Source organism: Nitrospira tepida (assembly GCF_947241125.1).
GTDB lineage: Bacteria > Nitrospirota > Nitrospiria > Nitrospirales > Nitrospiraceae > Nitrospira_G > Nitrospira_G tepida.
The window spans coordinates 3075820-3088930 of sequence record NZ_OX365700.1; the positions used below are offsets into that span (position 1 = coordinate 3075820).

At 51.9% G+C, this 13111-nt stretch carries 12 protein-coding genes; 1 reads left to right on the plus strand and 11 read right to left on the minus strand.

The genetic code is table 11. From position 1 onward, the window contains the following. Positions 1 to 273: 273 nt before the first annotated feature. The 7 genes from QWI75_RS14550 to QWI75_RS14580 all read right to left on the minus strand — a co-directional run bounded on the left by QWI75_RS14550 (position 274) and on the right by QWI75_RS14580 (position 8121). On the minus strand, positions 274 to 1251 hold the full coding sequence (locus QWI75_RS14550) for an XrtA system polysaccharide deacetylase (RefSeq protein ID WP_289269306.1): 978 nt from the start codon (positions 1249 to 1251) through the stop codon (positions 274 to 276). After that, positions 1235 to 2302, minus strand: coding sequence for a TIGR03013 family XrtA/PEP-CTERM system glycosyltransferase (locus QWI75_RS14555; RefSeq protein ID WP_289269307.1), 1068 nt, complete (start codon positions 2300 to 2302; stop codon positions 1235 to 1237). The genes QWI75_RS14550 and QWI75_RS14555 overlap by 17 nt, the downstream gene beginning before the upstream one ends. Next, positions 2286 to 4625 carry a GumC family protein gene (locus QWI75_RS14560; protein ID WP_289269308.1) on the minus strand — a complete coding sequence of 780 codons (2340 nt, stop codon included), beginning with the start codon at positions 4623 to 4625 and terminating at the stop codon, positions 2286 to 2288. Before QWI75_RS14560 ends, QWI75_RS14555 begins: the two co-directional genes overlap by 17 nt. Then, on the minus strand, positions 4622 to 6097 hold the full coding sequence (locus QWI75_RS14565; RefSeq protein ID WP_289269309.1) for a porin family protein: 1476 nt from the start codon (positions 6095 to 6097) through the stop codon (positions 4622 to 4624). Before QWI75_RS14565 ends, QWI75_RS14560 begins: the two co-directional genes overlap by 4 nt. 79 nt (positions 6098 to 6176) lie before the next feature. Further along, a complete protein-coding gene (locus QWI75_RS14570; RefSeq protein ID WP_289269310.1) occupies positions 6177 to 6692 on the minus strand; it encodes a polysaccharide biosynthesis/export family protein in 516 nt (171 codons plus the stop codon). A 208-nt stretch (positions 6693 to 6900) separates the two neighbouring features. After that, positions 6901 to 7728, minus strand: a complete 828-nt coding sequence (locus QWI75_RS14575) for a polysaccharide biosynthesis/export family protein (protein WP_289271654.1) — start codon at positions 7726 to 7728, stop codon at positions 6901 to 6903. 42 nt (positions 7729 to 7770) lie between these two features. Beyond that, entirely contained in the window at positions 7771 to 8121 is a 351-nt protein-coding gene (locus QWI75_RS14580) for a PilZ domain-containing protein (protein ID WP_289269311.1), read from the minus strand. Positions 8122 to 8566: 445 nt separating this feature from the next. Here QWI75_RS14580 and QWI75_RS14585 point away from each other — a divergent pair, with 445 nt between their 5' ends. Further along, on the plus strand, positions 8567 to 9190 hold the full coding sequence (locus QWI75_RS14585) for a response regulator transcription factor (RefSeq protein ID WP_289269312.1): 624 nt from the start codon (positions 8567 to 8569) through the stop codon (positions 9188 to 9190). Positions 9191 to 9898: 708 nt separating this feature from the next. On the opposite strand, the gene glgA is transcribed toward QWI75_RS14585, so the two are convergent. The 4 genes from glgA to recO all read right to left on the minus strand — a co-directional run bounded on the left by glgA (position 9899) and on the right by recO (position 13092). Beyond that, complete coding sequence (glgA, locus tag QWI75_RS14590; RefSeq protein ID WP_289269313.1) at positions 9899 to 11362, minus strand: glycogen synthase GlgA; 1464 nt, start codon at positions 11360 to 11362, stop codon at positions 9899 to 9901. A gap of 51 nt (positions 11363 to 11413) precedes the next feature. Then, the gene (locus QWI75_RS14595; protein WP_289269314.1) at positions 11414 to 11746 is read right to left on the minus strand and encodes a hypothetical protein; all 333 of its coding nucleotides are present in this window, start codon (positions 11744 to 11746) and stop codon (positions 11414 to 11416) included. Between the two features lie 165 nt (positions 11747 to 11911). Further along, positions 11912 to 12268 (minus strand): gamma-butyrobetaine hydroxylase family protein, encoded by a 357-nt coding sequence (locus QWI75_RS14600; protein WP_289269315.1) that lies wholly within the window; start codon positions 12266 to 12268, stop codon positions 11912 to 11914. A gap of 71 nt (positions 12269 to 12339) precedes the next feature. Beyond that, positions 12340 to 13092 (minus strand): DNA repair protein RecO, encoded by a 753-nt coding sequence (gene recO, locus QWI75_RS14605; protein WP_289269316.1) that lies wholly within the window; start codon positions 13090 to 13092, stop codon positions 12340 to 12342. Positions 13093 to 13111 lie beyond the last annotated feature (19 nt).

A 13111-nucleotide genomic window follows, 5' to 3' on the forward strand; every position in this document is an offset into this window, starting at 1 on the left:
TAGCCCCTTGAGCCTATTGAGGTTGAAGCCACTCCTCGCAGGAATTACGACACATTATTATGAGGATGAGAGAAGAATTCGACAGTAGCTACTTGGCGGTGTGCTGTGGGGTAGCCGGCAACACAGCAGCCCGATATTCGCGCATGAATTGCACCAATTGCATGCCGAGCTGGATCACTTCACTCTTGATTTAGGCACCAGACGACTCTGCCAACTCGTTCTAGATGCGTGTCCGTATTGTGGCTTTGAATACGCTATGTGCCCAATTGATGGTCACAGAATCGCACCCACATTAGACAGAGTATCATTTTCTTGCCGCTCCCCTCGGACCATTCCCTTAGGTTCGTTCCTCTTCGCCATACGCGCATAGATCTCACGTACCGGGATGATTATTTCTTTGATCGGAGCAAATGCAAAATCGTCTAGAAGTCTCGTAAGCCGTTCATGTGTCCGATGTAAGTTGGTATAATGTCTGAAGCGCGACAGGCGTGAACCCTTCATTCGAGGTTGGTCGGGGTCAATTTCCCACGGGTGAAAATATGTGACAAGTGGAGAATTTGTTCCTTCGGCCTTCTGAAAAAGAGCCTTGAACATCCAATACGGGAAAATCCTAAAATATCCTCCCCCCCCTATTGGGACTCTCATTCCACAGATACTAACGGTTGAAGGTGGAATTTCCCAGATAATTCCGGATTCCGTCTTAAGCTGGTGCACGACGCTCGGAGCTTCTGGCATGCCATATCGATCATGAATGATCGGGACTATACTGGTGTCATATCCATATCCTTCTTCGCAAAGAATGGACAGCGCCCAACTGCTTTTGTTTGTAATGGAGAAACTTGGGGCCCTATATCCACACACATGCTGCCCGGTCAAATCTTCAAGAATAGCCTTAGTCTTCCTGATATCCTCTCGAAATTTTTGAGGAGCTTGCGAAGTAACCAGCTCATGAGCATACCCATGCGAGGCTATCTCATGACCACCTGCACAGATTCGCCTGACAAGCGCAGGACAACGTTCTGCCACCCATCCCAAAATAAAGAAGGTTGCTCTGAGTCCCTTAAACTCTATCAAGTCCAAAATCTTATCCGTATTCCTCTCAACGCGGCTCTCAAAAAGATCCCAATTGTGCCTTCGTATCGGCGACTCGAATGCTGACACCTGGAAATGCTCCTCGATGTCAAACGAAAGACAGTGCACTGGCCTGAATTCCTTCGGCATATAAGTAGGATCTTTATCGTGCCCCTTCACCGAAAATGACAACCTTCACTGTTCCGGCAAGTATGCGCAGATCAAGCATCAGGGAAAGATTCTTTACATAGTATAAGTCGTACTGAAGCTTCACATGAGAATCTTCAGCAGAGGCGCCGTAACGAAATTGGGTTTGCGCCCATCCTGTGATTCCTGGTCGCACAGTATGACGCAAATCATAATAGGGGATCACGTTTCTGAGATCCTGAACAAAAACCGGACGTTCTGGGCGGGGTCCTACAAGGCTCATCTCTCCCTTCAGAACATTTATGAGCTGCGGCACCTCATCGAGTCTCCATTTCCTCAGAAATCTCCCAACACGCGAGATTCGAGGATCCATTTCTGACGCCCATCTTGCCCCATGTTTTTCAGCGTCCTGAGACATTGAACGAAACTTCCAAATCATATATGGCTGACCGCGCAGCCCAACGCGCATCTGTCTATAAAAAACGGGACCCGGCGAATCTATCCGGATAAGTAGACCTAACAGCACCATGAGTGGAAACAGCACAATGAGTCCCATTATGGCAACCATGACATCCAAAGAGCGCTTCAAGGTCATTGTGACAACACGCCTCTTGAAGCCCGTGGAAAAGATCAACGTGCTTGGCTTTAACAGATCGATGGAGAGACGTCCCGATTCTTCCTCGTACAGATGATGCCCATCAACGATATCCAACCCCATAGCTTTCATATCAAGGAGAGTTTGCACGGGCAATACAGTCCGTCGATCTTCAAGACACACGGCGATCGTATCGATCTGATATCGCTCAGTAACCTCAAAGAGTTGGTCAAATGTCCCAATCACCCGGAGATCAACCAAACATTCCCCCACATGTGTCTGATCTTTAGCGAGAAATCCTACAACCTCAGTGAACCAGGTTCCCCGTGAAACCAGAACTTGACATAGGTCTTTGGCAAGCTGACCAACCCCAAGGATCAGCACACGTCGCTTCACAGCCGGCCAGCGAAGAGGGACGGGCAGATACGAGTGCGAAAGATCAGGCGAGACTATTTCTAGCCCTTGATCCGACTTACTTGAGTTGCTCATGCGGGGCTTCGTGATAGTACATCTGTTGCATGTAATAAGGAGTGTCCTGGACCTCCACGCCATTTAAGACAATCGCCAATGGATTCTGCTCTCCAATTGTCTTGAGCGCCTTCTGCACCGCGTCTCGACCGGTAGTTCCCGCTCGAATGACTAAGGTCACGAGATCAGCCATACTGGCGAGCACATTCATATCTGCCAACGGCAAAATCGGTGGTGCATCAACGATGATGTATTCAAATTGTGACCTCAGGTTGGTCAGAAGATCCGCTAGTTGCTGCATTTTTGATAAGGCTGGAGGGCCATCGCCAACTGCACCTGATGGAAGAATCCAAAATCCGAGCCCCTCCTGAAATTTGAGGCACTCCTCCAGCGTACTTTCGCCATGTAGTAGCTCAACGAGCCCCGGCCGCGATTCCGTCCCGACATAGACATGTTGCATGGGCCGTTTAAGGTCACAGTCAACAAGGACCGTCTTCTTATCAAGATCACGTGCAAGAATATAGGCCAAGTTGAGAGACGTACATGATTTCCCTTCTCCCATGAGCGCACTGGTCACCACAATGACGGTCGTTTTCCTCTCTCCGACCATAAGCTCTAAGCGAGTAGCCGCTACTCGGAACTGCTCTGCGACAAGAGATCTGGGACGCCACATCGTAACCAACTCGAGGCCTGGGGAATTTCTGCTTGCGGCCAATGGATCTCCTTTTATTTTCCCATTCTTAATCTCTCCCTCAAGTTTATATTGAGTCAATAGTGGCCTAGCTCCGCTCTGATGCAAGAGAGGTTGATTCTTACGCTGACGAAGCACCCCCCCCACCTGTTGAACGGTTCCGCCCAAAGCGCTCTCATAGGTGGGAATCGAAACAAGAACCGGCAATCCCAATACCAACTCCACTTCGTCAGCCGAGGAAAATCCTCTTCTCAACAACTCGAGACCAATCGCACCACCTATCCCCAGAGCGCATCCGATCCCAATCCCTCCTAGCATGATCATAAAAATGTTGGGCTTTTCGGGAAGGACAGGAAGGTTAGCAGGATCAATAACAGTAAACTGAGTGCCCTTATGTCGTTTTTCCAGATTGCCCGCAATTCCAGCATGCAACTGCTTTTCCAATAGCGCCTGATAATTCTTCTGCAAATTCTCATAGTCTCGCTCCAGCGCCATTAACTTCTGCTTATGAATTGGGGCTCGATCAAGTCTCACCTGATAACGCTGAATCTCCGCTGCGATGCGCGATTCCCTGGTCTTCGCCATTTCGATTTGTTGAAGCAATTCATCCCGTTGCCGTAACAAGTCGGCATGATGTTGGTCCAAAATCCTGCCCTTGCCTTTTTTCCTGCCGACCGATTCCGGTTTCCCATCATCTCCTTCGGGAAGTTGCCCGACATATTCTTCGGTCGTCATAGACTTCAACTTTCTAATTTCCTCTTTTATCTGAACAATATCTGGATATGTCTCCTTATAGACGGCAGTCAGCCCTACAAGGCTTCTCTCTAGTTCCTTGATACGGGCCAAGCGGAGATCGCGAATCCGCCTCGGACCAGCCTCATCACCATCCTGCTCCTCATAATCTCGGATGCTCTTTTCCAAGGAGGCCAGCCGGAGCGTAAAACTTTTGACCATTTCACGCTGCGAAACTTGTTCAGCCTCAAGTCTGTCCACGGCACGGAGGTTGCTCTCAAGTTGTTCGGGCAATTCGCCTAAATTGGCCTTTTTGAATTCCGCTATGGCCTTTTCTCTGGCTTCAAGTTGTATCTTGAGTGCATCGAGTTCTTGCTGCAGGAATTCGGTGGAAGTTTCCGCGATCTCCTCCTTCGTGCGCGAATTTTCCTCAATAAACAGTTCGGCCAACCGAGCCGTCACATCTCTGGCGATCTTCGGATTTTCGTCAGCAAAGGAGAGATTCAAAAATGACCGATCTTTGGACAGTTCGATTTTGATCAGCCCTCTCATACCCTTCACGACACCGTCTTCAGCCATCGGTGTCGTGAGATTCTTATCATATCCATAAAGGTGAAGCTCATGCGCAACTTGGGCTAGAAACTTACGACTGAGTAGAATTTGACGCATGGCCGTTACACGCTCGTGGAGGGCAGCCAGCTTATCTGCGGATGGACCATCAGTAGCTGAATCCACTCCCCGGACATGCAGCACTTTCGGCTCTTCTACCAGCATCAGAGTAGTGGAGCGATAACTTTTGGGGAGATACAAGCAAAGCAACCATGCGATGCCTGTACACATGATCACCGAGCCGACTATCAGCCATTTATGACTGGCGAGCGCCCTTATGTAATCTTGAGGAGTCAGCAAGCGGGCATTCATTTTTCTCCTCCGCTGCTTCCTCCGGGAGACGATTGAGAGCCATCTCGCTGGGATCCGCCAGAACTACCGGATCCCACATCCTGAAAAGCCCCGCTTCTGAAAAAACCTCTCGCAGGAGTAAAGGCATAGGAAAGCGAAACCATCACCATATGCTTGGAGAATGCGAACAATCCTTGCTCCGAAATAACCACGGGACTTTTATCTGCAAATTCAAGCCAGGTGTGCGTAAGAGCCGCTCTAAAGGATGGAGTAATTAAGTAGTTGAGCGAGGCCGTTGTTCCGTATGTATCGAACGCAAAGGTGGTCGCCTGTTGAGTTCCAACGCTTCTGGCAAAGTTGAGTCCCACTTGTAAGGTCATTCTGTCCATGACTCCGACTTGAGCCTGGGCGCCCGCCACATGACTGTGCATAGGACCAGCTTGCGCGACAAAGCTTGGGAAGACGGCATAGTTGTAACTCAACGAAATTGCGTATTGGCCAGGCCTAAATGATCCCCCTTGTCCGACGTTCCAAGGCACCGGAGGCAAGCCACCGAACAATCCGCTACCAAACGATGCCCCATAAGGGCCAATGTCGCGGAGGGTGGAAGAGAAGGAACTCCATGTGATCAGCGCAGTGGCCGTCGGACCAATGGTGGCTTTGGTCGTGATAGGACGGCCGCTACTCACATCGGTAAAACCAGGAATGAGCTGAGCACCGCCACCGACGCTGCTCGTGAGCTGTCTGGTCCAGGTCCGAGACCAGGTGAGACTTGCTGTGTGAAGGTCAAAATCATCAAGCGGTGGTTGCTGGAAGATGGAGTACGAATAGTTTGTGGTCAGAGAATCCCTTGGAGAGAGCCGCGTATTGATCCCAACCTGTCCCATGTGAGTGGTGGTATTGAACAATTGATTCTGGACATCAGGACTGGATACACCGAATTGACCGCCGAAGCTGATCTGCGAATACGAATAGCTCATCTGAAGGTCGGTTCGAGGAGTCAGGGCATAGGCCGTGTTTGCCGTCCCAGTATATGACGTGATTCTCACTCGATTGGTGACAAGTCCGCTGTCGAACGGACCTAAGGTTCCCACGGTTCCGGTTGTACCGAACCCTACCCCTGCAAAACCGACTCCTCCACCTCCGAAAGCAGAGGCGCTCGGTGTGAATTGGTAGCTTCCGTACACATTCAAGGCTTTCACTCTTGGAGACATCCGCTTTCCCAACTGGAGAAAATCCATCATGGCCGATGCATTAAACCCGGCATAATCGAGTTGCGAATTGTTTACATACTTCGCAAAGACTCCGGCCAACGTTAAGGATCCGTTAAAGGATCTTCCGGTATGGGCCAACAAGAGCTGAGGATTCGCCAGGGTCACGAAATCGTCCAATTTCAAACCAGGGGCAAGCGCTTCCTTGGGCGCGTACCACACATTTGAATCGTAGGTTTCGGTGATTGAAATCAGAGGAATCAGACGTGTCTCCGCAGACACGCTTGCTACCTCGATCATTGTCGCCAAGGCCACCGAGCACTGAATGACGATTATCCACCCGGCCCTCCTCCAGGCTGGCCTACGGAACCACAATGACATCACCAGCCTTGAGTATGAAGTTCGCCTCCAAGTTTTTCCCGAGCACGATATCCTCATATGGAACAGGAAATTGAATCTGCTTCGGCTCTCCATGACCATTGGTGACCATCCGGAGCACATGCATCTTGTTTCTCGATGCAAATGTGGTAAATCCTCCGGCATAGGAGATACCCTGCAGGACGGTGGCAAAAGACTTCAGGGTGTATTTTCCCGGCTTAGATACTTCTCCAAGCACATAGATATAGTAGCTATTGATTTCCTTCACTTGAACGGAAACTGTTGGGCTCGCTATATATTCGGCAAGACCGTCTGCAATGCGTTTTGATAGCGCTTGTGCGGTCATTCCTGCCGCTTGGACATCTCCAATCAACGGCAACGAAATTTTCCCATCGGGCCGGACAATAACTTCCTTGGATAACTCCTGATTGCGCCACACATTCACGATCAGGACGTCTTCAGGTCCAATGAGGAATTCTGTTGGGGTAGCCCCTTTCACCGGGTACTCAACCTGGGTCCCCGAGCACCCACTGAGCACAAGCATCCATACCAGCAGACTCACCTGGGCAATACACCACCGGTCTCTCCCATCGAGCCTGGATGACGCTCGAAAACCACCACATAGGCGCATCATAGCTACGACTCGCATCACCTTATTTCTTGCTCCTTGACGATTGCTGGCACAGGATCTCAACAAAAACAGTGGATCAGCGGCTTGGGAGCACGACCATGGTTTCCGAAGGCACGACAATCAAATCACCAGGCCTTAGCTCGATATTCTGATTCGACCCGTCGCGAATCACCATATCATCGTAGCTGGCCTTTATTTTAGTAAGCGCTTCGGTATCCTTACCGTATCTGAAGACTACAATTTTATTGCGAGCCGCTACCTGTGTGAATCCACCGGCAACGGTAATTGCTTGCAACAGAGTCAATTTACTCGTCAGGGGATATTTTCCCGGTTTATTCACTTCGCCCAGGACATAGATTTGATAACTCTTAACTTCCTTTACCAATATCGATACGGTGGGATTCTCCATGTAGGCCTTGAGCCGGGACGAGATTTCATCGGTTAGCTGGGAAGGAGTCTTCCCCACAGCCGAAACATCGCCGACGAGAGGTAATGATATTCTGCCGTCAGGCCTCACTTGGACTTGTTTCGACAGATCATTGTTCTTCCACACGGCGATTTCCAAAACATCTTCAGGTCCCAAGATATAGTCAGGGGTCACAATCAATTGTGAATTCTCGGCCGTAGCATTCACATGCCGCGTTTTAGCATCTGCTTGGCTTGTTGAAGCCGCTGCGGTTCCTCCGGTTTCAGAATGCGCCACTCCGCAGAATGCGGCAAGGGATAAGAAAATCAAACCGCTTGTCAAAAGCCTCATTGCATCCCCCACGTCATGCCTTCCTACTAATTTTCTGCCCATCTTTCGATTGCAGGAAAGCATTCCTTCACAGATGATCTGCTCAGTCCTTAAGCCTAAAACCATGACCAGTGAAGCGCCCTTGTTCGTAAAGCCATCCGGACTCACCAAGACCGTAAATTTTCTTCAGCACGTGAACCTTACGATCGATCAAAAAATAAATTTCAGCCCCACGAAGAAAGCCCCATTGCCGGTTGACTTACTAAAAGGCATCCGTCGCGTCCAACGCACTTCTGCCAGCGTGGGTGTTTCTGCCTGAGTAATAGGAGTAGGCACATATACTTTGAGGACCTGGTCCAGGAGAGGTTCTCGATCCATGAGAACGAGCATGCCCCCGGAGCTGATATTCAGTGAGAGGGCCTTCCCCTGAAGCACCAGACCTTCATGAGAAACGTTGAGGGGCGCCGTGATCTCATAAGAAATGGGCCTCAGAAGGGCGACTCGCTCGCTGTGGTCTCTATTGTTATCCTGTATTGTCCAATCCCAATCACCAGCAGCCACGCCTATAACTCCCTCTAATTTCTCTTGGTTCCCCAAATGAATAAACTCTAAACTCTACTAAATGGCTAAAAACTTGATTAATGTGCAAGAAGCGTGCGACAAATAACATCGAACGACAAGGCGACGCGATTGAAGCTTTATGAATACGGTTTGTGGAAACGCCTTTCAAGTTATTGAATATAAAAAGTAAATTCGCACAATACCACAGATCGGTTAATGATCTGTGGTTTCTAGGTAGTGTGAGTCAAGCGGCAACAAACATTGGAGACACTATGATCTGGGGCAATCCTGCACAATAACCTATATGTATACCGTTCTATACGAAAGTAGCAAGTTGACTACCTCGAAAGTGTTAGATACTATTTCCATTGGCACTGCAGATGCTTGATGTTCGGCATAGAGTCGAACTTACCCATTTCAACAACGAATGTAAACAAATATCCCCATGGCCCCTGAGGATTATCCAGGCAACGCTACATCGCAGCCCCAGATTGATGCGATCACAGAACAGCGAGCCGGTCCCGGAATAATTGTATTGTCCTCATCAATGCAATTACTCCACATGAACCGTCAAGCATCGGAGCTGTGCCGGAAGATTAACGAAGCAGAACATGGCAAACAGAACAGCAAGCAAGCACAAGGCGTCCTTCCTTCAGCGCTCACCGAGCTGTCTTCCGAGATCATTAAGGCACTGACGGTTCGCACCGAAGCCAAAGACTGGGAACAGTTTGAAGTGAAGCGTGTAGCCGGAAACTCCGAGCAACCAATTCTCCTCCGGGGTTTTGGGCTCCCGGATCGAGGCGGCATTACTAGCGCCCGCCTTGTTATCACGATGGAAGAAATTGGGCGCCGTCAACAATTTAATACGGAGCAAGCCAAGGAACGGTTTCAATTAACCAACCGGGAGCACGCCGTAGTTGAGCATTTGGCAAAGGGCTGGACCAACAAAGAGATTGCCAATGCCCTGAATATTACGGAGCAAACTGTTAAAGAACACATCAAACATATTATGCGCAAAACAAATTCCACCACCCGTACCGGTATCCTCGCCCAAGTTTTCCGCTCGTAACTCGTTCCCCGTCTCCGATAAACCACACCTGTTGTTCAAACGCACCACCTTTATTGCTAATCCAGCGCCAGTTGTATTTATTGTCATTTAATTTCAATGGCTTGTGAATGATCCACCATGGCCTGAACCTTGCTCACTTCTTCCCTCATGATCCCGAATTCCAAATGGATGTGGATACAGTGCATCGTTTTAGCGTCGCTCGTAGGCGTCATTGCCGGCTGTCAGTCCGACCCAAGCTTCCTCCATCGATCAAGCTTTGCGGAGATGTGGAGAACCTATCAGGCATGCCGGTCGGCTGAAAGGCTAGATGAGCTTGTCGGGCATGCTCGGACGGTGGAAGAGATGATCCTTCACAGGGACCGCGGTGTACTAACTGGCGATCACGATTCAGTTTCACAGGGGACGTTGACGAAATTCATCCAGCCACTCAAAACCAGGCTGGCTGTCGATCCCCACGCTATGAATGCAGATTGCCTCCTCCACACCGGACAAATTGCCTATCGGCAAGGACACATTATCCTCGCGCAGGACATGTTTGGCCGAGTCTTAAGAGACCTTCAGAACTCTGAGTTGCGTTATTATGTCGACGCGGCACGATTCGGACTTCTTCGGATCGATCAGGATTTGCAGGCAACAGCAGACCAGTCGCGTCCCTCATCTTTTCCCAACTAACCCATTTACGGGCTGTCTCCCATTGCCCATTGTACGTTAGATAGCGCACAACTTCCTGTAAAGCTCCTCATACTGCCGAGCTGGTTCTTCCCATCCGACCTGCACTTTCATGCCCGATTCGATTAATCTCTTCCAGTCCGATTCTCTGTAAACCTGTAGGGCCTGACCCAACGCTCGAGCAAACGCATCAGGAGTCGGCTCGTCAAATACAAAACCCGTCGGGGTTTGAGAGTCGTCACCCGGATATCCGGCCACAGTATCAGCCAACCCTCCTGTTTTCCTGACGACCGGAACAGTTCCGTATCGTAAACTGCACAATTGGGTCAACCCGCAAGGTTCATACCGAGAAGGAACCAAGGCGATATCGGCGCCGGCCTGGATACGATGAGCCAATTCCTCATTGAATCCAAGCCGGACACGTACGCGGGTCGGACGCGCTTCCTCCAAGTTTCTTAGCCGTCGCTCCAAGAGAGGGTCGCCCGTCCCCAGCACGACCAACTGAAAATCAATGGACGGCATGTCCTCTAGAGCATCGACAACGAGGTCGATCCCCTTTTGTTCCACAAGTCTCGATACGACTCCAATCAAGGGGTGGTCGCCAACCGGCAACTGCATCTCCTGTTGCAGCGCGGTCTTGCACAATCGCTTCCCTGAATGGTCCTGGGCGGAGTATCGGGACGGCAACCACGGATCACGTGACGGATCCCACAGATCGATATCGATTCCGTTCGTGATCCCGAGAAGGCGATCGTGTCGTTCACGTAACACGCCATCCAACCCAAAACCCAGTTCCGGCAGTTGAATCTCTCGGGCATAGGTCGGGCTGACCGTGGTAAGCCAATCGGATGCCACGATGCCGCCCTTCAGCAGATTGACGGATCCAAAAAATTCCAGCCACGCCGGGCTGAACCACTTCGGAGGCAATCCTAGCTCCGCATATTCCGAGGCAGGGAAAATCCCCTGATAGCCAAGATTGTGAATGGTGAGAATATTCCGGATCTCCGTTAGCCCGGCCCGCTGCTTCCTGTCTGCACGCAGGTACAAGGGAACCAATGCCGCCTGCCAATCATGCGCATGAATAATATCCGGCACCCATCCGGAAGATTCCGCGGAGGCTCGCACCCATTCAACCGCGGCCCGGGAAAAAAAGGCGAAACGAGCGAGATTATCGGGATAGTCTCGATTGCCCTCCTGATACAACCCTCGGCGATTGAAGAACCCGTCGTGACCAACCACCACATAATCGGGGCTGAGGACTCCGCCCGCCCGTTCTCGCCGAACCAGGAGACGCTCAATGGTCGCGGATTGGGTCTTGCCGAGAATGGGAATGTCGACCGTGCGGAGCGGCTCTTTCGAAACCGCATGGTCGTCCACCGAGGCATAGCCCGGGAGCATGATCTTGACATCGTGTCCCCGACGAGCCAGTTCGTTCGAAAGACCGGTGACCATGTCCCCTAACCCTCCGGTTTTGGCAAGGGGTACCGCCTCCGATGTCACCATAAGAATATTCATTGGGTTTGGGTCGGCCTGTCCGCCTGCAGAAATGGATGGTTAGGGCGCGGAGGATTCCAAACGAGTTTTGAACAAGGCCTCTCGCTGCCAAATTTTTCCCATTGCTCGGATGTGATCCCTCCCCAGTGACTCACGATACACCAGGCGCTCCTGATAAAACCCGAGCACTGTCTCCCGCTCCTCATAAGCCAAAAAGATGGCGTCCCCGTACACCGTCGAGAGGTCCCAATTGGGGGGAGACTCGCCGACCTTCACACGAAAATGAGGCATCCAACTCGCATCGGACAACACGAAGAACTGAGTCGGCTGGACAGATTGATAGGTCGGCGGCCCCCACTCGAAGAGCACCGCCTGTCGCGACACTTTGTGCACCGGTAGCCCACCTTCGACGATGAGACGCCGCTGCTCGCTCATTGACGGCAGACCGCTGCAGCCCAGACAACCGACGCTCAAGACCATGACCCAACATATCGGATGGAGTCGCAGACCATGGAGCCTCTGACGTGTCATTCCTTCGTCCTTGCGCGATCGAGTCGTTTACAGCAGTCGGCGACTTTTTGGTTCTCCGGGCTTCACCGGCTGGCAAATATCGCACTGGCATAATCGACGCAACAGCGAAAACGAATAGATCCCGCTCTCGTGACCGTCGCTAAAGGTGAATTTCAACGCATAGCGCCCGATCGGCTCCGCATCCTGCAACATGATGAGGAGAGGGACATCATCCGGCTGGAGTCGCCGTTCACCGGTCCACTCGTCGACACAGGCCGCACATGGGCAGTGTTGCCGCAGGAAACGAACGGGATAGACACCGTGATGGCCGTCGGTCCACTCGATCCCGAGCACGCCCTTTTCCAGCCACTGCATGTCTCGCGGTTCCAGAGCCAGCGCGCTCATAGCCTGATTCCTATTTACTCCGCGACGATTCGACGCACGGTGATGAGCGTGAAGTTTCTCTCACAACGCATTCACACACGAGGCCTCCATGCATCGAGCGCCGGCAATCTTTTCCCCGCGACCACGGTGGCAAACGTGTCGATCGCGGCTTCCAACTCGGCGCGGACTCCTCCTTCCGCTCGCAAGCGGGACATGAGCGGAATCGGCAGCCTGACCGCCTGTTGCAGCAAGGCGAGCGTACCCGCAGAAAGGAGCAGGCACGGGGCCGATTGACGAGCGAGACAGACCGCGCAGACCATCCCTCCCGACCGGGCGGAAAAGTGGCGGCTGACTTGCTCCAACCGCCTGCCACAACCGGCACAGAGATCGATCTGGGGGCGAAATCCTGTTTGCCCGAGGATCCGGATTTGAAAGAGGACCGCCATCATCATCGGATCCCGGCTCAACTGGACGGCTTGAAGCCCGGCCTTCAGCGCTTCGAAAATTCTCGCATCCGCGTCTCCTTCCGCCGTCACCGCCGCCACGATATTCACCAGACGCGCCGCCGCGGCCATCCGATCGAGGCTCTCCCGCAGGGCGAGAAACGGCTCTTCGATATCGACGTGCCGAATGCGATACAGCGCGTCGTTCGGTTTTTCGAACAGCGACAGGCGGGACAAGACGAACGGCTCAAGCCCGCCTCCGAACTGGCTCTTTTGACGGCGGGCTCCGCGGGCCACGCCGCGAATTTTCCCCACCCGAAGGGTAAAGAACGTGACGATTCGGTCCGCCTCACCCCACTTTCGACTCTTGAGCGCGATGGCCAGGGTATCAACAAGCGGCATGGGTCAGGCACAAGTCGCC

Coding starts and splice junctions, on each gene's coding strand:
- QWI75_RS14555 (WP_289269307.1), bottom strand. CDS start 2,302: ATGAGCAACTCAAGTAAGTCGGATCAAGGGCTAGAAATAGTCTCGCCT.
- QWI75_RS14560 (WP_289269308.1), bottom strand. CDS start 4,625: ATGAATGCCCGCTTGCTGACTCCTCAAGATTACATAAGGGCGCTCGCC.
- QWI75_RS14585 (WP_289269312.1), top strand. CDS start 8,567: ATGGCCCCTGAGGATTATCCAGGCAACGCTACATCGCAGCCCCAGATT.
- glgA (WP_289269313.1), bottom strand. CDS start 11,362: ATGGTGACATCGGAGGCGGTACCCCTTGCCAAAACCGGAGGGTTAGGG.
- QWI75_RS14600 (WP_289269315.1), bottom strand. CDS start 12,268: ATGAGCGCGCTGGCTCTGGAACCGCGAGACATGCAGTGGCTGGAAAAG.
- recO (WP_289269316.1), bottom strand. CDS start 13,092: ATGCCGCTTGTTGATACCCTGGCCATCGCGCTCAAGAGTCGAAAGTGG.